The organism is Exiguobacterium sp. s142 (genome assembly GCF_018618455.1).
Classification (GTDB): domain Bacteria; phylum Bacillota; class Bacilli; order Exiguobacteriales; family Exiguobacteriaceae; genus Exiguobacterium; species Exiguobacterium aurantiacum_A.
This window is the reverse complement of record NZ_JACSMB010000004.1, coordinates 160,296-178,213: the sequence shown is the minus strand read 5'-3', so window position 1 is coordinate 178,213 and position 17,918 is coordinate 160,296. Positions and strand designations below refer to the sequence as shown.

Genomic DNA, 17,918 nt, shown 5'->3' with positions numbered 1-17,918 from the left:
AATGAGATGAGGGTTGTCCATGTATCAAACGCATTCACTTAACGAAAAAATAAAATTGTTCTTCACGATTTTCTTTCCAATTTTAGTCACGCAAGTATCATTCTACTTAATCAGCTTCTTCGATACGGTCATGTCAGGCCGAGCCGGAGCCGTCGACTTGGCTGGCGTCGGTGTCGGCTCGAGTCTATGGATGCCGGTCTATACGGGACTGAGCGGGATTCTGCTTGCCGTCGCACCGATTGTCGCTCAGGCGCTCGGAGCCCGTAATATCCAACATATCCAACGGACGTTGTATCAAGGCGTTTACTTAGCGATCGGACTGAGCATCGCGACACTCGTCCTCGGTGCGTTCCTCGTTCCGGCCGCAGTGGACGGGATGGGGCTAAGTGAGGAAGGAAAACGAATCGCCAAAGGTTATTTGCTCGCGCTCGGATTCGGCGTCTTGCCGATGTTCTTGTTCAACGTGCTCCGGACGCTCATGGATTCACTCGGAAAAACCCGAATTTCCATGTTGCTTATACTATTAGGGTTACCCATTAACGTCGGGTTAAACTACATCTTCATTTTCGGGAAGCTCGGACTTCCTGCTTATGGGGGCATCGGGGCCGGCATCGCTTCTGCGATCACGTATTGGCTTCTCTTCTTCATGGCGTTCGCGTTCGTCCGGAGCGGGAAACCGTTCCTTGAGTATCGGTTCCTGCGCGCGCCGGATCGATTGGCATGGCCGCGCCAAAAAGAACTGCTCAAGCTCGGGACGCCGATCGGCCTCGCCATCTTTGCCGAGGTCAGCATCTTCGCGGCCGTGACCTTACTCCTTAGCGAGTACGGGGACAATATCGTCGCCGCCCACCAAGCGGCGATCAACTTTGCCTCGTTCGTCTATATGTTGCCGTTGTCCGCTTCGAGCGCTTTGACGATCGTCGTCGGCTATGAACTCGGTGCGCGCCGACTCCAAGACGCGGTGCGCTATGCCAAGATTGGGATCGTGCTCTGTCTGGCCGTATCGTCATTTTCAGGCGCCTTGTTGTTCTGGCAGAATGAACGCGTCGCCGCCATTTATACGAATGACGCCGCTGTCGTGGAACTTGCGGCCCACTTCATGATCTTTGCGGTCTTCTTCCAATTATCTGACGCCGTCGCCGCCCCGATTCAAGGCATCTTGCGCGGTTTCAAGGACGTCAACGTGACGCTCGTGTTGTCGCTCATCGCCTACTGGGTGATCGGGCTGCCGCTCGGTTTCTTACTCGCGGAACGGTTCGGCTTCGGTCCCGATGGTTATTGGATCGGGCTCATCGTCGGACTTGCCGCCGGGGCAGTGCTCTTGTTCATGCGCCTCGTCCATATCGTCAAACGATACAATGCCAAAGCAGCTGTCGAAGAGACAGCGTGACAAAATAAGGTTGGATGCCGGTTCGCCCGGGTTCAGCCTTTTTTTTGTTTGAGTCGATGGGAAGTCGGGCAAATGACTGATGATTTGATGTTTTTTTAAAATGGATAAATTGGTCTATACAACTATACTGATTTTTGTTATGCTATTGTCGAGAATAGGAGTGAAAGGGTGGATGACTGATGATGGTGATTATTAACGCACACCTCGTTTCTGGACAGGAGACGTGGGAACGCGGTTATGTTCGGATAAACGGGAAAACGATTGAAGCGGTCGGGGCGATGGCTGACTATGAGGCTGGAGATGAGACAGTGATCGATGTCGCAGGAAAACTCGTGACACCGGGCATGATTGATATACATGTCCACGGGGGTTATGACGTCGACACGATGGATGCGGACCGAGACCGGTTACGTTTCCTCAGTCAATCGATGCTCGCCGAAGGAGTGACCTCGTTTTTTGCGACGACGATCACGCAGTCACCGGAAGAAATCACCAAGGCGCTCGAGTCTGTCCGTGACGTCATCGAGTCAAACGAGACGACGGTTGCCGGTATCCATCTAGAAGGACCGTTCGTCAACGTCGAGAACGCGGGGGCTCAACCGGCAGAATATATTATCGATCCTGACGCTGAACAGTTTCGCATCTGGCAAGACGAGGCGGGCGGTCACATCCGACTCGTCACGTACGCACCGGAACGTCCGGGCGCACGAGAGCTTGAGCGAGTAATGATTGAATCGGGTGCCATCGGCTCAGCCGGTCATACGAATGCGACGTTTGCCGAGAACAAAGCGGCTGGCGTGAAGCACGGCACACATTTATACAATCAAATGCGCGGGCTGCACCACCGTGAACCGGGGACGGTCGGTTACTGCCTGCTAGAACGGGACGTCATGGTTGAAATTATTCCGGACGGGATTCACAGCCGTCCCGAGATGGTCGATTTCGCGTATCGCTTGAAAGGCGCGGACGGTCTCGTCGTCATCACGGATGCGATGCGGGCGAAAGGTCTTCCGGACGGGCGTTACGAGCTCGGGGGACAACCGGTCATCGTCGAGGATGGCGCAGCGCGGCTTGAAGCCGGTAACTTGGCTGGAAGTGTGTTGACGATGGACGCGGCGTTCCGCAACATCATCGCCTTCACCGGCTGCACGATTCAAGAAGCAGTGAAGATGACGTCCGCGAACCAAGCCGCGGAGTTCGGCATGAGTAAAAAAGGGTCAATCGCAGCCGGGTTTGACGCTGATCTCGTCATCTGGGACGAGTCATTGACGGTCGAGCAGACAATTCACCAAGGACGCATCGGATTTGAGAAGGAGGACGTGAAATGAACATATTAGTAGCGAAGACACCAGCGGACGCTGAACAGATTGCCTATACGCTCATTAAAGAGCGGTTGGCCGGGAAACGTGAGTTCGTGCTCGGGCTGGCGACGGGGAGCACGCCGGTCGGGATGTATAAGATGTTCAAGCAGGACCAGCTCGATTGCCGCCATGTGACAAGCGTCAATTTGGACGAATATATCGGGCTTGCTCCGAGTCATCCTCAAAGCTACTATCATTTCATGGAAGAACGTCTGTTCAACGATGTTCCGTTCAAAGAAAGCCATCTTCCGCGTGGTGACGCAAAAGATCCTGATGCTGAAGCGGAGCGGTATGAACAGCTCGTCCGATCAATCGGTGTCGATCTTCAACTGCTCGGGATCGGTGAAAACGGGCATATCGCGTTCAATGAACCGGGGACGGCGCTCGATGCGAAGACGCACGTGACAGCGCTCACCGAGTCGACGCGGGAGGCGAATCGCCGCTTCTTCGATGCAAGCGAAGAAGTCCCGACGCACGCGATCACGATGGGACTCGATACGATCATGAACGCGCGCGAGATTGTTCTCGTCGCAACGGGAGACCGAAAAGCGAACGCGGTCCATCACATGATCGAGAGTGTGCCGTCTGTCGATTGGCCCGCGACGATTTTGCAGGCGCATCCGAGTGTCACGATCGTACTTGATACCGAGGCGGCCTCACAGTGCGCGCAAGCTTTACAGGCACGCGGAAGCGAAGCAGCCGCACGGTTCTTCTCGATCCGCTCATAACCGTTCAACCTGGGGACGCACGTCCCCAGGTTTTTTTGGTTGCGATTATGGGAAATTGTATGGAAATGAGTTTGTCATCAAAACGTTTTCGACAAAACTCGAGGATTCCTCTATAATAAGTGAAGCTCGTATCATTCGACCGTGAAGGAGAAAAACATGAACTCAAGAACCCAGGCGCGTAGACGGCGTAAAGGTCCGTCTACGTTTTATAAAGTGTTCAGCTCGCTGATCCTCATTGCCGTCATCGTCGGCTCTAGCATGTATGGGGCGGCTTTTTATAAAGCGCACAACATGTTGTCCGGCACACAAGTGACGCTCGAGGACGACCCGACGATCGAACCGACCCGGTTTGATAAAGAGGACACCGAAAGTTTCCTCGTGCTCGGGACCGACCTCTCCCCGCAAAAGAAAGCGCGAGGGGAGTTCGGTCGCTCTGACGTCATGATTGTCGTCATTTTGAACAAGAAAGACAAGCAGACGACGATGCTCAGCATTCCGCGAGACTCGTACGTCAATATCGATTACACAGGATTCGATATCCCTTACGGTAAGACCGGTCTCGATCAAGACAAAATCACGCACGCCTACTATTTCGGATCGATGGACGAGTCGGATCCGAACAACGGTATGCGCATGTCGACGAATACGGTTGAAGACCTAGTCGGTGTTGAAATCGACCACGTCGTGTCGCTCAACTTCCAAGGATTCGTCGACTTCATCGATGCTGTCGGAGGCGTCGAAATCGACGTTCCGTTCTCGTCTGAACAGAAGAGTTATGACGCATCCCGTGAAGCCGTCCAAGTCGAAGCCGGCCTTCAGCAGTTGTCGGGTGAAGAAGCACTCGCTTATGTCCGAAACCGCTATGACGACCCGCGCGGGGACATCGGGCGCGGCCAACGTCAAATGGAAGTCATCAACGCCGTGCTCGAGCAGTCGCTCGGCACGTCATTGATCAACAACTATGATAAAGTGCTCAAATCGGTCGGTGACAATATGCAGACGACGCTTGGACCGAACGACTATATGCGTTTGATCGAAGACGTCGGTGCCCTTAACAACACGGTTCAATATCAATTGACCGGAGAAGGTGCGCGTGGCAATGACGGCCACTTCTATTACTTCTTGAACGAACCGTTGCTCGACGAGGTCCGGTACCGTGTGCAACAAGCGGATTCCGGCAACGAAGTCGAAGCGATGACGGAGACGGAGCTCGAGTCTTATATGCTCGACCCGTCCGGCATCACATACGAAGCCCAATAAAAAATGGTTTGCCCTCAGCGGGGCAAACCATTTTTTTAGGTGCGTTCCATCGCGACAGTGAACGAATACGCATCGCCGCGGAACAAAGAACGACTGTATTCGAACATGTCGCCGTTCTCGAGATACGTCCGTTGGTCGATCAATAGGACGGGCGCGTTCGGGGAGATGGTCAACAGCTTCGCTTCAACAGGTCCGGCGCTTCGGGCTTCGAGCGTCTGTGTCGCGTTTTTCAAACGCAGTCCGGACTGTTCGGCGAACTCATAAATCGAGCCGACGGCATCTGCCTCGGTCAGTTCGGGCAATAAGGCGACCGGGATATAGGCGGTCTCTAAAGCGAGCACGTCCTCGTCGGCGAGTCGGAGACGCTTCATCTCATAGACCGGCGTACTGGCTGCGACATTCAATTTCTGTGCGATTTTATTCGAGGCCGGAATCGTGTCGAATGACAATAGACGGCTGAACGGGCGCATGCCCCGGTGTTTGATTTCTTCTGAGAAACTCGTCAAACCGGACAACGCCATCGTGATTTTTTTACTGGCGACGAACGTACCACGTCCTTTTTGACGGCTCAAATAACCAGCGTTGACGAGGTTCGTGATCGCCTGGCGCACCGTCATCCGGCTGACGTTATACCGCTCCGAGTATTCCCGTTCGGACGGGATCGATTCGCCGGGTTGGAGCTCGCCAGCGTCTATTTGTTGCTTTAAATAAGCTTCGATTTGATAATAAATAGGTAGCGGGGACTTTTTATCAATCTGTAACATACATATCGCTCCTGACCTAAGGGTAAGTGTTACTTATTATAGACCAAATCAGACTAGTTGTCTGAACATATCATGCAGAAAAGGTGGCGACCAATATGAACTCATGGCAATTTGAAACGACGGTGACAGCGCAGCGGGAAGATGAGCGGGGCACGTGGATCGCGCTTGCAGCAACACATTTTTACGCGGAAGGTGGCGGACAACCGGCCGATACAGGGACGATTGGCGGACAAGCCGTTTTAGATGTGCAACGTGACGACTCGACCGTGTGGCACCTCGTCAACGATCCAATCGACGAAGCAACGGTAGTGATCGGTCAAATCGACGCAGCGACACGTCACGACCACTCGATCCAACATACGGCGCAACACGTGCTGACGGCCTTGCTTGAAGACCGATACGGTATCGAGACGCTCAGTTTTGGGATCAGTGCTGACGATTCATCGATCGAGATCGCGGCCGAATCGTTCGATTGGGAGTTAATCGAAACGTTAGAACGTGACGTTCAGCAGATCATCTTCGACAACCGACCGATTCACATTTTTGAATTACAGGATGGCGAAGTCGAGCATGACCGGTTACGTAAAGCGACGGATCGCACCGGCACGATTCGGATCGTCGAAATCGATGGACTCGATTATAACGCTTGCGGAGGGACGCATGTGTCGACGACCGGCCAGCTCGGGATCATTAAAGTGACCTCGATGAAAAAAGTGCGGGGGAACGTTCGTTTGACGTATGTCGCAGGGATGCGGGCACTAACGGTCATCCAATCTTCGCGCACCGCGCTACGGGCGATCCATCAAACGTTGTCGACGACGAACGAGACGGTCGCGGCCCGTGTCGCCGAAGAGCGGACGGCGCGACTCGAACGTGAAAAAGAAGTGAAGGTGCTCGAGGCCCGGGTCGCCAAGGCAAAAGTCGCAGCATTCTTACAAGAGGACAATTACGTCATCACGCACATCGGCAAGACCGAGGCGGAGACGCTCACGACGATGATCGTCGAACGGATTGCGGCGACCGGACGGATTGCCGTCGGTGCCAATCATACCGGACAAAAACTGTTGCTCATGCATGACGGGACGCATGACATCGCCATCGGCAAGTTTTTAAAACGGACGTTAGACGACCTTGGCATCGGTCGGGGCGGTGGCAGTCATAAACAAGCCCAAGCCCGCTTCGAATCGATCGTCGACCTAGAACGGGCCACGGCAGAAGTCGTCAAACGGTTACAGGAAGGAGTGGTGTCATGTTGACGATTGAACACGGCAACGACACGTCGCTCATCGAACGAGCCCGTTCCGTACGGGAGGTTGTCTTTATCGGCGAGCAAGGGATTGACCCGGCGCTCGAATATGACGACCTCGATCCAATCTGTATCCATTTTGTCGGGATGATAGACGGGGAGCCCGTGACGACGGCACGACTGCGACCAATCGGAGACGGTGTCGGCAAAGTCGAACGGGTCGCCACGCTCGCATCGGCGAGAGGGAACGGATATGCGAAAAAGCTGATGCTCGAAATCGAGGATGTGGCGCGCGAGAGCGGGCTGCATGAGTTGAAGCTCGGCGCTCAACTGACGGCGCTCCCGTTCTATGAACGGCTCGACTATACGACGTTCGGTGACGAGTTTTTAGACGCCGATATCCCGCATCGGATGATGAAGAAGTCGTGGTGATTATTTTTAGAAAGTTTCTTTTTTTCTAAAAAAAGGTTGGCAAGCCGGGAAGCATTTGTTATAACTAAAACTAACAACTGACAGATAGAGGTTGCGAATGACATGAGTAAGCTTGATTGAAACGGACGCATTCCGGATCGAGCCGAAAGGGGAAATTCGCCGAAGTCAACGTTCGCATGCGTACGAACGAAGGCTGGGGTAGTCGTGAACAACGCCTACACTGCCATGGATGAAATGCCATGGAGCGCTATCTACGGAACGATTTTTTAATCGTTTTTCAACTGCGCGTACAAGCGGCAGACCGTAGGGAGAGTGCTTCCTACCGGTCTGCCGCTTTTTCTGTTGGTCGACATCATGAAAGTGGGGAACCTGATGACAACCGTACTAAAATTTGGAGGAAGTTCTGTTGCCACAATCGAACAGATTCAGGCAATTTCTGAATATTTACAGACACGAGTCGTTGCTGGCGAGAAACTCGTCGTCGTCGTCTCCGCGATGGGGAAAACGACCGATTCGCTCCTGTCACTCGCAAAACAAATTACAGAGCGTCCGATGATTCGTGAGCTCGACCGCTTGCTCGCCGTCGGAGAAGAACAGACGATCAGTCTACTCAGCATCGCCTTGAACTCACGAGGCGTCGCCGCCATCTCGCTCACGGGGCAACAGGCCGGGATCGACACGATGGGCATTCACACGAAAAGTAAAATCAAAGCGATCCGGAAAGAAGTGTTGGAAGAAAGGCTCAGAACGAATGACGTCGTCATCGTCGCCGGCTTCCAAGGCGTCAACGAGTTCGGGGATGTGACGACGCTCGGACGCGGTGGTTCGGATACGACAGCCGTCGCACTTGCCGCCGTCCTCAGTAAACGTTGTGAGATTTATACGGACGTCGCCGGTGTCTATACGGCCGATCCGCGTATCCATAAAACGGCACGTCGCCTAGATACCGTCTCGTATGACGAGATGATGGAAATGAGCGCGCTCGGCTCGAAAGTGATGGAAATGCGCAGCGTCGAGCTGGCCAAAAAATATGATGTGAACATCTTTGTAGGGAAGACGCTATCGAGCGAAGGAGGAACATGGATCATGGATATGACACAGGCGATGGAACAAAAAGCGGTGACGAGCGTGAGCGTCGTGAAAAACGTGCTCAGCGTCTCAATCAAACATATTCCGCATTCAGTGGCAGGGGTTGCCGATATTTTCGAGAAGTTGTCACAGCGTCACGTCAATATCGACATGATCAGTCAGACAGCGTTCGACGGTGAAGTGTTCCTGTCGTTCACTTGTCCACTTGACGAGGAGGCGTTCCTCGAAGAAGCGCTCGCCGAACTGACGGAGGCGTTCCCGCAAATTAAAATCGACCGTCATACCGAACATGCGAAAATCTCGGTCGTCGGCATCGGCATGCGTGACGCGACCGGTGTCGCAGCCGGATTGTTCGCCACGTTCCGTGAGAGCGGAATCCCGTTCTATCAAGTCACAACTTCAGAGATCAGCATCTCTTACACGATTAACGATCAAGACGTTGAAGCGGCGGTCGCGGCCATCGCGGAGCGTTTCCATTTATAAGGGGGAGTTACCATGTATAACGTTGCCGTCATCGGTGCGACAGGCGCCGTCGGTCAAAAAATGATCGACGTGCTCACAGAATATGAGTTTCCAATCAACGAACTATTACTATATGCGTCAGCCCGCTCGGCTGGGAAAACATTCGAAGTGAACGGTCGCGACATCGTCATCCGTGAACTGTCGGACGCGATTTACGCAGACGCGATCGACATCGCCTTGTTCTCGGCCGGTGGTAGCATCAGTGAACAGTATGCACCGCGCCTGAGTGAACAAGGGGTCATCGTCATCGATAACTCGAGCGCGTTCCGGATGCAAGCAGGAATCCCGCTCGTCGTACCAGAAGTGAACCGAGTCGAACTGGGCCCGGACAAGATGCTCATCGCCAATCCGAACTGCTCGACGATCCAATCGGTCGTCGCCCTCGCACCGCTCGCAGAAGTGTACGGATTGACACGCGTCGCCTATACGTCTTACCAAGCCGTCTCCGGTTCGGGACAAAAAGGCATCGAAGACCTCGAACGGGGCGCCCGCGGTGAAGAGCCGCAAAACTACCCGTATCCGATCTACGATAACGTGCTGCCGCATATCGATGTCTTCCTCGAGAACGGCTACACGAAAGAAGAACAAAAGATGATCGACGAGACACGCAAAATTTTGAACGCACCAGAATTAGGTGTGACGGCGACGTGTGTCCGCGTCCCGGTCCGTAACAGCCACGCCGTCTCGATCACGGTCACGCTCGATCGTGAAGCGACGCTCGCGGAAGTGAAGGCGGTCCTCAGTGACGCGCCAGGCGTCGTCCTCATGGACAACCCGAGCGAACTCGTCTACCCGACGCCGCTCGATGCGAACGGGACGGACGAAGTGTACGTCGGTCGCGTCCGCCGCGACGAGTCGCAACCGAACACGTTCCATCTCTGGTGTGTCGCCGATAACGTTCGCAAAGGGGCGGCGGCGAACGCCGTTCAAATCGCCCAGTGCATGATCGGGCAAGTCGCTACGAAATAAGGGGGAAATCATATGTTTACAGGAGTCGCTACAGCACTCGCTACACCGTTCCAAACGGACGGTCAGTTAAATCTCACAGCGTGGGAAACATTGATTGAAGATCAAATCAAAGAAGGCGTCAGCGGTCTTGTCGTCGGGGGGACGACAGGCGAAGGGATGACGATCACGGACGAAGAGTTCGAGACGCTCCTCACGAAGGCGATCGAAGTCGCCGCCGGTCGTGCCGTCATCATCGCCGGGACAGGGTCGAACAATACGGCGTTAAGTATCACCAAGACGAAACGGGCGGCAGAACTTGGTGCCGAGATGGCGATGGTCGTCACGCCTTACTATAATAAGTCGACCCAAGCGGGGCTGATCGCCCACTTCACGGCGATCGCCGACGCGTCACCGATTCCACTCATGCTCTACAACGTCCCGTCACGGACAGGCGTCGCGCTCGATCCGGCAACGGTCGGTGAACTCGCCGAACACCCACAGATCGCTGCGTTGAAAGAAGCGAGCGGGGACATCTCGGTGATGGCGCAAATGATGGCCCACTTGCCGGAAGGTTTCCCGGTCTACTGCGGAAACGACGACCAAATCCTGCCGTACATGGCATGGGGCGCCCAAGGTGTCGTCTCGGTGCTCTCGAACGTGTATCCGGGAGCGACGGTCGCGCTCGCCGAAGCGCTTCTCGCTGGAGATTTAGAGACGGCCCGCACATGGCAGATCCGCTTGCTTCCGGTCATCGATGAACTGTTCGCCGAAGTGAACCCGATCCCGGTCAAGGCGGCGTTGAACGCCCGCGGCTTCGAATTTGGCTCGCCGCGCCTCCCGCTCGTTCCGATGAGCGCGACGGCCGAGGCACGTCTGTTGTCGGCGATGGAGCAGTTTAATGAGGTGAGACAGTGAACTTGTTAATTCACGGATACGGCGCGATGGGGCAGATCGTTGAAGAAGTCGCGCTCGCTCAAAACTTGAACGTCGCGGCCATCGTCTCACCGGCGGGCGGCGATCATCCCGTTTCACTGAAAGAAGTTGACGCCGCGATCGACGTCGTCATCGACTTCTCGAACCCGGCGCTGCTTGATGATGTGCTCGCGTTCGGGAAAGACAAACAAATCCCGCTCGTCATCGCGACGACGGGCTTCTCGGAAGCGGAACTGGCAAAGATCGAGGACGCATCGAAACAGATCCCGATCTTCCAGTCGTATAACACGTCTTACGGGATTGCACTGTTGAAGCAGTTGCTTGATCAGCTCGTGCCGCTCACGCTTGGTTATGATATCGAAGTGATCGAAGCGCATCACCGTAAAAAAGTCGACGCGCCGAGCGGGACGGCTGAACTGCTCGCCCGTGCCATCGAGGCGAAGCGGGACGTGACGCCGGTGTACGAACGTGCGTCACGCCGTGAGGCGAGAGGCACCGACGAACTCGGCATGCACTCGGTCCGCGGCGGTACGATCTTCGGTGAGCATACGGTGCTCTTCGCCGGAGACGATGAAATGCTTGAATTAAAACATACGGCCCTGTCGAAACGCGTCTTCGCGAACGGGGCACTCGCCGCGGCGGCGACAATTCTCGACCGCCCGGCCGGATTATACAATTTAACGAACCTATACGAGGAGGCCACTCATGTTACTCACAAACGCTTATGAGATCGCACAATACATTAAAGATGCCAAGAAAGAAACGCCAGTCAAATTGTACGTCAACGGTCAGTTGGCAGGTCTAACAATCGAAGAAGCAAAAGCATTCGGAACGGACGAGTCGAAACTATTCCTCACGACGGCTGAACGTGCGGCCGCTTTCCTTGAAGCGAACGCGTCAGTCATCACCGACTCGCACCTCGAGTTCGACCGCCGCAACAGCGCCGTGCCGATGCTTGACACGACGAAGTTGAACGCCCGCATCGAACCAGGTTCGTTCATCCGTGACCACGTTCAAATCGGCAACAACGTCGTCGTCATGATGGGGGCGGTCATCAATATCGGCGCCGTCATCGGTGACGGGTCGATGGTCGACATGAACGCCGTCATCGGCGCCCGCGGCACACTCGGTAAAAACGTCCACCTTGGCGCTGGCGCAGTCGTCGCAGGTGTCCTCGAGCCGCCTTCAAAAGATCCGGTCATCATCGAAGACGGGGTCATGATCGGTGCAAACGCGGTCATTTTAGAAGGTGTCCGTGTCGGCGAGAATGCGGTCGTCGCAGCAGGCAGTGTCGTCACAGTCGACGTCCCGGCAGGAAGTGTCGTCGCCGGCACGCCAGCCCGTGTCATCAAGCAAAAAGATGAAAAAACAGCAGAAAAAACACAACTAGTGGATGACTTACGCTCCCTGTAACGTATAATAGACAGAAAATATCAAAAGTGAATGGGAGAGTTGAACAATGGAACAATATGGACAATGGATGTGGAAAGACGGGGCTTGGATCGAGCCGAGTGACGCGAACACGAGTATCATGACGCACGCGATCCACTACGGTAGCGGGTTCTTCGAAGGAATTCGGGCGTATCACACAGAGGAAGGTCCAGCCATCTTCCGACTCCGTGAACACTTGGAGCGACTCGTTCGTTCGTGTGCTTACTATCACGTCGAACTACCGTACACGGTCGACGAGCTCGAACAAGCGACGATCGAATTGATCGAACGCAACGGCTTTGAAGCGTGTTACATCCGTCCATTCGTTTTCCTCGGCACACCTTGGCAGGCACTCATGCCGACGCAGGAAACGAAAGTACACGTTGCCATCTCATGCTGGCCGCTCGGCGAATATTTCAGCAAGACGGTCGGTATCCGGGCGAAAGTCGCGTCATACCGCCGCGTCTCTTCGACGATGATGCCGATGCAAGCGAAAGCGGCCGCCAACTATATGAATTCGCAACTCCTTAAAGGAGAAGCGGTCCGAGACGGGTATGACGAAGCGATCGCCCTCGACATGAACGGAAACGTCAGCGAGGCGAGCGTCGCCAACATCTTCCTCGTCAAAGGCAATAAAATTTTCACACCGTCACTCGACTGTTCTGTCCTCGACGGCATCACGCGTCAAACGGTCATCGATCTTGCCCGTGAAGAAGGGTTCGAGGTCATTGAGCGCCATATCGGACGTGATGAATTGTATGTAGCAGATGAGATCTTCTTGACGGGTACAGCAGCTGAAGTGACGAGTGTCATCGAAGTCGACAATATCTCGATCGGCGGCGGGGTTCAGACGGTCGCAACGACTATGCTCGCCCGTTACCGCGAGACCGTGACGGGACAAATCCCGGCACACCGCGATTGGATTACGTTCGTCAAAGAAGCAGTCAAAGAATAAAGGAGCAATGTGTATGGGAGTCACAATTGACTTAAACGCGATTCGCGAGAACAAACGTCGGATCGAGGCACTCGGCCGACCGGTGTTTGCCGTCGTGAAAAACAACGCCTATAACTTAGGGATGGAGCCAGTTGTGACGACACTGTACGCAGAGGGGGTGCGTCACTTCATGGTGACGACGCTCGACGAGGGGAGCGAGGTCCGGGTGCATGCGCCCGAGGCGAACGTCCTCGTCATGAACCCCGTTTACGAGTGGTCGGCCGTGCATCGCGACGGTTTAGACGTCGCCATCGGTTCGTACGATTGGCTCGTCTCACAACGCCATGAGCTCGACGGCGTCCGTCTTCATTTGAAGCTCGACGTCGGCATGAACCGGTTCGGTGCGAAGACGTTCGAAGAAGCGCTCGCCATCTTAGCGTTCTGCCAAGATGAAAAGCTCAATCTCGTCGGTTTATGCACACACTTTCCGCTCGCCGACGCCGATAACGCCGAAATCGAGCACAGTGTCCATGTCGAACGGTTTGCCGACTGGTCGACGCGTCTGATCGAACGGCATTCGTTTGAAGTCGTCCATGCCGCCAACAGCGCGGCGACGCTTCAAGCCGATCCGCGTCTCGGGCACTGCACGCACGTCCGGGTCGGAATCTTTCTCTACGGCTACTCATCGGTCGAGGCGGTCGATTGGCTCGTCCCGGCGTTTCATTGGGAGACGGAAGTCGTTGCCGTGCACGACATCGAGGCCGGCGCACACGTCGGCTACGGGACGGGCTACACGGCACCGTCGAAAGAGCGGATTGCCGTATTGTCAGTCGGATATGGCGATGGCTTGATGCGGGCCCGCCGGCATTTGCCGGTCCACATTAATGGACGGGCGTTCCCGTTCGTCAGCAATATTTTCATGAGCCACAGCTTCCTCCGTGTCGACGAGACGGTTCAAATCGGTGACCGGGTCGAGCTGTACGGTAATGAGACGAAGATCGATGACGTGACCCGGACCGGGCACGCCAACAACTCGGAACAACTATGCGCACGCTCATGGCGTGTCCCGCATCGCTTTGAAGGAGGCATTTTATGTACACCAGCAACCAATCCGTTTGTATGATCGAGGGCGTATCCGTCCAAGAACTTCAAGCGACGTACGGGACACCGCTCTATATCATGAGCGAGCCAGAACTTGAAACTCGGCTCGGGCTCGTCCGGAGCGCATTTTTAGATAAGTATCCGAACACGTACGCGCTCTATGCGTCAAAGGCGATGTCGATCGCGGCCGTGTATGAGAAAGTCATGACGGCGGGCTTGAGCATCGACGTCGTCTCACGCGGTGAGATGTTCGTCGCGCTCCATGCCGGTGTCCCAGCTGACCGGATTCACGTTCACGGGTCAAATAAGACGGTGCAAGACATCTCGTTCGCGCTCGAGAACGGCATCACCCATTTCACGATCGACAACATGCGTGAGATCGGTCTGCTCTCGGGTCTCGCTGTAAAGTATGATGTCGATGTCGACGTCTTGCTCCGCATCGTCCCGCAAGTCGTCGGAGGCGCCCACGAGGCGATCCAGACGGGTGGGGTCGATACGAAGTTCGGTTTCCCGACGCATGACGACACGTATCTCGAAGCGGTTCGGGAAACACTCGCGACGGAACGTCTTCATCTGAAAGGGATCCATTGTCACGTCGGGTCACAGATTCAAGAACCGACGCTGTTCATCAATACGGTCAAGACGATGGTCAACTTCATCGAGACGATTCGTCGGGAGACCGGCTTTACGGCTGATGTGTTGAACATCGGCGGTGGCTTCGGCGTCGCCTATCTCGAGACGGACGACCCGCTCGACTTTGCCGCTACGATGACGCAAGTGATGGATACGCTCGTTTCAGAAGTGGAGCGATTCGGTTTGCCGCTCCCGAAAATTGGCATCGAGCCGGGACGTTGGCTCGTCGCCAACGCCGGTGCGACGCTGTATGAAGTCGGGACTGTCAAAGACGTGAGCGGTGTCCGCACATACGTCTCGGTCGACGGCGGCATGACAGACAACATCCGTCCTGCCCTCTATGATGCCGAATATGACGTCATTGCGGCGACGCGGATGGATGAAGCGAAGACGCTTGAAGCGAAGATCGTCGGGGCATGCTGCGAGTCGGGAGACATCATCTCGAACCGTTCGCTCATCCCGCCGGTCGAAGCCGGGGATCTTCTCCTCGTCAAAGCGACAGGCGCCTATAACTTCTCGATGGCGAGCAACTATAACCAAATGCTCCGCCCGGCCGTCGTGTTCGTGAAAGACGGGACACATCGTCTCGTCGTCCGCAGACAGACACTCGAAGACTTGGTCGCGTGTGAAGTGATTGGACAATCGACATAATTTTGTAGGTAGATAAAGAAAAGGGGTTCAGTCATAAACACGACTGAACCCCTTTTCGTATGAACGACCGATGCGACTTTATCGAGTCGATCTATCAGGTTAATCTAGTTGTGCGTTGACTTCCGCTTCATAACGATCAACGAGCTCGTTGTTGTCGTCTGTCTGGTACTTCTTTTCCAACTCAAGTTTCAACTTTAGCCAAATCGTATTCTTTTCATAAAGGTCTCGATCGAACTGATGATTTAGTTGTTGCAGCGACAAGCCGAGGGCGCTCGCGTAGGCGAGATGACTCGGTAAATCACTCCGGTCCGGTCCTTGTTGAATGTAACGGTCAATTTCTTCTTCCGTTACGTGAATGTTGTACTGCTCTTTTGCGACCATTTTCCATGCGATGTCATGCTTCATCGCTTCCGTTGAGAGCGTGATGACTTGTTCATCCGTCAAGTCGGTTTCATAATACAGTTTCTCTTGGGACAATGTCCGAATTACCCACTTTCGAAGCGGTTCCTCAACGTCGAACTGGTTTGCTTCGGTGATGACGTCGTCAAACAGTGCTTTATAATCTTCGAACGCGAAGTTGTCTACGATTTGGCGTTGTTCTTCTTCGCTCTTCATGTCAATCGTCAAAGGTGACGATGTCGCGGATTGACATGCTGTTGTAAAGATGACGAACGAGAGCGTACATAATAGAAACGATTTGAAACGTGGGGTCACGGTGATCCTCTCCTTATTTGTATCGTCTTCAAACGGAGTGCAAGTTTCAATCAAAAGAACAGTCTAGTCATTTCTATATACGGGACGATGAGCTACCAAGTTCCCATGCTTTTCGGTCAAATTGCTACACGTGAGAACCGTTTTCACTTATGATGAAAAAGACTACATCAGGGGAAGTGATTTCTAATGGAGAAGACAGTCGGACAACAGTTGATCGAGTCGCGGCGGACGATTCGGATGTTTGTAGAGGAACCGCTTGATACGGCATTGCTGTATCAGTTGCTGACATCGGCCCACCAAGCGCCGTTTCATAACAAAGTCGAGCCGTGGAATCTTTATTTGTTCAATGGAGACGGGAAAGGCGTGTTGTTAGACGCGCTCGAACCGGCGTTTCAAAACGGTCCTGAGGCCAAGCGAGAGAAGATTACCGGACGAATCCGCAACGCGGCGGCGTGTGTGTACGTGACGACGAAGCCGTTTGAGACGGAGAAAGGGCAAAAGGATGCACTGCTCGCGACGGCGACGTTCATCCAGAACTTCCATTTGCTCTGTGCCGAGCAAAACATCGGGCTCGTCTGGCGGACGGGCGGTATCTTCGAAGACGCTCGCCTGCAGGAGATGATCGGGGCGGACGGGGAGACGTTCGTCGGTCTGCTCCAACTCGGACGATTTGAAGACGTTCCGCCGACGAAGGCGCGGCAGTCGCTTGATGCGTGTTTGACGATCTTCGAGTGAACATGAAAAAGCTCGAGCACGGCGTGGCCGCACTCGAGCTGGATGTATAAACAGGCTGAGACGTTTAAAAACGTCTCAGTTTATTTTTTGAGCTTGCCAGCAAGCCAGTTTTGAATGACATTCGTCGGAATCATGGTAATTATTTTCCCCCAGTTTGAGTTTCTTCTTCTATGTCATTATCCGATTGCATCCGTTCCCAAACCTCTCGATGTGTACCTTTTAGCGTATCATCGAACGAATCATCGATGTGAAGGCAATAGCTCGGGTTAATGGACGAGGCGTACAGGTCTAACATGAGTTGTGCATGGTTTGGATACATACAATTGGCCCCTTTCAACACGTCGGCTTGACTACATCCTCAGTATACAAGGGAAACATGAAGAAAAATCGGGGTAATCGTTAACAATTTATGAATCTTGTAAACGCTTTCACAAACTTTGTGTCGGTGTTAACGGTTCACACGTGTTCAAATACTGCTCGGCCCGCTTCGCATACTTGTTGACGGTCCGTTCCATGATGAAGCGGTCTTCGTCATTGAGCGGACGGACGACTTTGGCCGGTACGCCCATGACCATGACACCTTCCGGAATTTGCATATTCGGTGTGACGAGGGCGCCGGCGGCAACGAACGAGCCTTTCCCGACTTTCGCACCGTCAAGCACGGTCGCATGCATCCCGATGAGACAGCCTTCCTCGATCTCACACCCGTGAATCATCGCCATGTGACCGATCGAGACACGGTCATGGATGATTGTCGGTGATCCTTCGTATTGATGGATCATCGACCCGTCTTGAATATTGACGTAAGCGCCGATCTGGATCGGACCCTCGTCTCCACGGATGACGGTGTTGAACCAGACGCCGGAATGGGCTCCGATCGTGACGTCACCGATGACGTGGGCGCCAGGCGCGACGAATACCGTCTCGTCGACTTGTGGGATCAGGTCTCCTAATTTGTATTGCATATGTGTAACCCCTTTCAATTAGATATGCGTTCATTGTCGCACAACTACAAAAAGAAATTGCGCCCGAAAGATTATTCTTGA

At 54.2% G+C, this 17,918-nt stretch carries 18 protein-coding genes and 1 riboswitch; of the genes, 15 read left to right on the top strand and 3 right to left on the bottom strand.

The genetic code is table 11. From position 1 onward, the window contains the following. Positions 1–19: 19 nt before the first annotated feature. The 4 genes from KNP77_RS05945 (at position 20) to KNP77_RS05930 (ending at position 4,739) form a co-directional block, all read left to right on the top strand. Positions 20–1,390: an MATE family efflux transporter gene (locus tag KNP77_RS05945; protein ID WP_070328822.1), complete on the top strand. Its 1,371-nt coding sequence runs from the start codon at positions 20–22 to the stop codon at positions 1,388–1,390. 179 nt (positions 1,391–1,569) lie between these two features. Then, on the top strand, positions 1,570–2,718 hold the full coding sequence (gene nagA, locus KNP77_RS05940) for an N-acetylglucosamine-6-phosphate deacetylase (protein WP_131505109.1): 1,149 nt from the start codon (positions 1,570–1,572) through the stop codon (positions 2,716–2,718). After that, the gene (nagB, locus tag KNP77_RS05935) at positions 2,715–3,479 is read left to right on the top strand and encodes a glucosamine-6-phosphate deaminase (protein WP_131465764.1); all 765 of its coding nucleotides are present in this window, start codon (positions 2,715–2,717) and stop codon (positions 3,477–3,479) included. Before nagA ends, nagB begins: the two co-directional genes overlap by 4 nt. Before the next feature lie 156 nt (positions 3,480–3,635). After that, positions 3,636–4,739 carry an LCP family protein gene (locus KNP77_RS05930; protein ID WP_070328825.1) on the top strand — a complete coding sequence of 368 codons (1,104 nt, stop codon included), beginning with the start codon at positions 3,636–3,638 and terminating at the stop codon, positions 4,737–4,739. A 35-nt stretch (positions 4,740–4,774) separates the two neighbouring features. Here KNP77_RS05930 and KNP77_RS05925 read toward each other — a convergent pair whose 3' ends face one another. Continuing rightward, the gene (locus tag KNP77_RS05925; protein WP_131456711.1) at positions 4,775–5,503 is read right to left on the bottom strand and encodes a GntR family transcriptional regulator; all 729 of its coding nucleotides are present in this window, start codon (positions 5,501–5,503) and stop codon (positions 4,775–4,777) included. A 95-nt stretch (positions 5,504–5,598) separates the two neighbouring features. Between KNP77_RS05925 and KNP77_RS05920 the strand changes: the two genes are divergently transcribed. From KNP77_RS05920 to lysA, 10 genes are all read left to right on the top strand, one after another. Further along, the gene (locus KNP77_RS05920) at positions 5,599–6,759 is read left to right on the top strand and encodes an alanyl-tRNA editing protein (protein ID WP_214889203.1); all 1,161 of its coding nucleotides are present in this window, start codon (positions 5,599–5,601) and stop codon (positions 6,757–6,759) included. Then, positions 6,753–7,181, top strand: coding sequence for a GNAT family N-acetyltransferase (locus KNP77_RS05915; protein ID WP_131465760.1), 429 nt, complete (start codon positions 6,753–6,755; stop codon positions 7,179–7,181). The genes KNP77_RS05920 and KNP77_RS05915 overlap by 7 nt, the downstream gene beginning before the upstream one ends. Positions 7,182–7,258: 77 nt before the next feature. After that, a riboswitch (Lysine riboswitch) is annotated at positions 7,259–7,439 on the top strand. Between the two features lie 114 nt (positions 7,440–7,553). Continuing rightward, positions 7,554–8,753 carry an aspartate kinase gene (locus tag KNP77_RS05910; protein ID WP_070328972.1) on the top strand — a complete coding sequence of 400 codons (1,200 nt, stop codon included), beginning with the start codon at positions 7,554–7,556 and terminating at the stop codon, positions 8,751–8,753. A 12-nt stretch (positions 8,754–8,765) separates the two neighbouring features. Continuing rightward, on the top strand, positions 8,766–9,761 hold the full coding sequence (locus KNP77_RS05905) for an aspartate-semialdehyde dehydrogenase (RefSeq protein ID WP_214889200.1): 996 nt from the start codon (positions 8,766–8,768) through the stop codon (positions 9,759–9,761). 12 nt (positions 9,762–9,773) lie between these two features. Further along, complete coding sequence (dapA, locus tag KNP77_RS05900; protein WP_214889187.1) at positions 9,774–10,655, top strand: 4-hydroxy-tetrahydrodipicolinate synthase; 882 nt, start codon at positions 9,774–9,776, stop codon at positions 10,653–10,655. Next, a complete protein-coding gene (gene dapB, locus KNP77_RS05895; RefSeq protein ID WP_131456721.1) occupies positions 10,652–11,401 on the top strand; it encodes a 4-hydroxy-tetrahydrodipicolinate reductase in 750 nt (249 codons plus the stop codon). The genes dapA and dapB overlap by 4 nt, the downstream gene beginning before the upstream one ends. Continuing rightward, complete coding sequence (dapD, locus tag KNP77_RS05890; protein WP_070328832.1) at positions 11,379–12,086, top strand: 2,3,4,5-tetrahydropyridine-2,6-dicarboxylate N-acetyltransferase; 708 nt, start codon at positions 11,379–11,381, stop codon at positions 12,084–12,086. Before dapB ends, dapD begins: the two co-directional genes overlap by 23 nt. 46 nt (positions 12,087–12,132) lie before the next feature. Beyond that, a complete protein-coding gene (locus tag KNP77_RS05885; RefSeq protein ID WP_131441174.1) occupies positions 12,133–13,059 on the top strand; it encodes a branched-chain amino acid transaminase in 927 nt (308 codons plus the stop codon). Positions 13,060–13,072: 13 nt separating this feature from the next. Next, complete coding sequence (gene alr, locus KNP77_RS05880) at positions 13,073–14,161, top strand: alanine racemase (protein ID WP_214889183.1); 1,089 nt, start codon at positions 13,073–13,075, stop codon at positions 14,159–14,161. Next, positions 14,131–15,423, top strand: coding sequence for a diaminopimelate decarboxylase (lysA, locus tag KNP77_RS05875; RefSeq protein ID WP_251138946.1), 1,293 nt, complete (start codon positions 14,131–14,133; stop codon positions 15,421–15,423). The genes alr and lysA overlap by 31 nt, the downstream gene beginning before the upstream one ends. 99 nt (positions 15,424–15,522) lie before the next feature. On the opposite strand, the gene KNP77_RS05870 is transcribed toward lysA, so the two are convergent. Continuing rightward, on the bottom strand, positions 15,523–16,137 hold the full coding sequence (locus KNP77_RS05870; protein ID WP_131508230.1) for a hypothetical protein: 615 nt from the start codon (positions 16,135–16,137) through the stop codon (positions 15,523–15,525). 186 nt (positions 16,138–16,323) lie between these two features. Between KNP77_RS05870 and KNP77_RS05865 the strand changes: the two genes are divergently transcribed. Next, on the top strand, positions 16,324–16,872 hold the full coding sequence (locus tag KNP77_RS05865) for a nitroreductase family protein (RefSeq protein ID WP_131465752.1): 549 nt from the start codon (positions 16,324–16,326) through the stop codon (positions 16,870–16,872). A 428-nt stretch (positions 16,873–17,300) separates the two neighbouring features. Here the strand turns inward: KNP77_RS05865 and KNP77_RS05860 are convergent, their stop codons facing one another. Then, positions 17,301–17,837 carry a gamma carbonic anhydrase family protein gene (locus KNP77_RS05860; protein ID WP_070328839.1) on the bottom strand — a complete coding sequence of 179 codons (537 nt, stop codon included), beginning with the start codon at positions 17,835–17,837 and terminating at the stop codon, positions 17,301–17,303. Positions 17,838–17,918: the final 81 nt, after the last annotated feature.

What these genes read in the sequence shown, in the direction of transcription:
- KNP77_RS05945 (WP_070328822.1), top strand. Translation starts at nt 20, where the DNA reads ATGTATCAAACGCATTCACTTAACGAAAAAATAAAATTGTTCTTCACG.
- nagA (WP_131505109.1), top strand. Translation starts at nt 1,570, where the DNA reads ATGATGGTGATTATTAACGCACACCTCGTTTCTGGACAGGAGACGTGG.
- nagB (WP_131465764.1), top strand. Translation starts at nt 2,715, where the DNA reads ATGAACATATTAGTAGCGAAGACACCAGCGGACGCTGAACAGATTGCC.
- KNP77_RS05930 (WP_070328825.1), top strand. Translation starts at nt 3,636, where the DNA reads ATGAACTCAAGAACCCAGGCGCGTAGACGGCGTAAAGGTCCGTCTACG.
- KNP77_RS05925 (WP_131456711.1), bottom strand. Translation starts at nt 5,503, where the DNA reads ATGTTACAGATTGATAAAAAGTCCCCGCTACCTATTTATTATCAAATC.
- KNP77_RS05920 (WP_214889203.1), top strand. Translation starts at nt 5,599, where the DNA reads ATGAACTCATGGCAATTTGAAACGACGGTGACAGCGCAGCGGGAAGAT.
- KNP77_RS05915 (WP_131465760.1), top strand. Translation starts at nt 6,753, where the DNA reads ATGTTGACGATTGAACACGGCAACGACACGTCGCTCATCGAACGAGCC.
- KNP77_RS05910 (WP_070328972.1), top strand. Translation starts at nt 7,554, where the DNA reads ATGACAACCGTACTAAAATTTGGAGGAAGTTCTGTTGCCACAATCGAA.
- KNP77_RS05905 (WP_214889200.1), top strand. Translation starts at nt 8,766, where the DNA reads ATGTATAACGTTGCCGTCATCGGTGCGACAGGCGCCGTCGGTCAAAAA.
- dapA (WP_214889187.1), top strand. Translation starts at nt 9,774, where the DNA reads ATGTTTACAGGAGTCGCTACAGCACTCGCTACACCGTTCCAAACGGAC.
- dapD (WP_070328832.1), top strand. Translation starts at nt 11,379, where the DNA reads ATGTTACTCACAAACGCTTATGAGATCGCACAATACATTAAAGATGCC.
- KNP77_RS05885 (WP_131441174.1), top strand. Translation starts at nt 12,133, where the DNA reads ATGGAACAATATGGACAATGGATGTGGAAAGACGGGGCTTGGATCGAG.
- alr (WP_214889183.1), top strand. Translation starts at nt 13,073, where the DNA reads ATGGGAGTCACAATTGACTTAAACGCGATTCGCGAGAACAAACGTCGG.
- lysA (WP_251138946.1), top strand. Translation starts at nt 14,131, where the DNA reads ATGTACACCAGCAACCAATCCGTTTGTATGATCGAGGGCGTATCCGTC.
- KNP77_RS05865 (WP_131465752.1), top strand. Translation starts at nt 16,324, where the DNA reads ATGGAGAAGACAGTCGGACAACAGTTGATCGAGTCGCGGCGGACGATT.
- KNP77_RS05860 (WP_070328839.1), bottom strand. Translation starts at nt 17,837, where the DNA reads ATGCAATACAAATTAGGAGACCTGATCCCACAAGTCGACGAGACGGTA.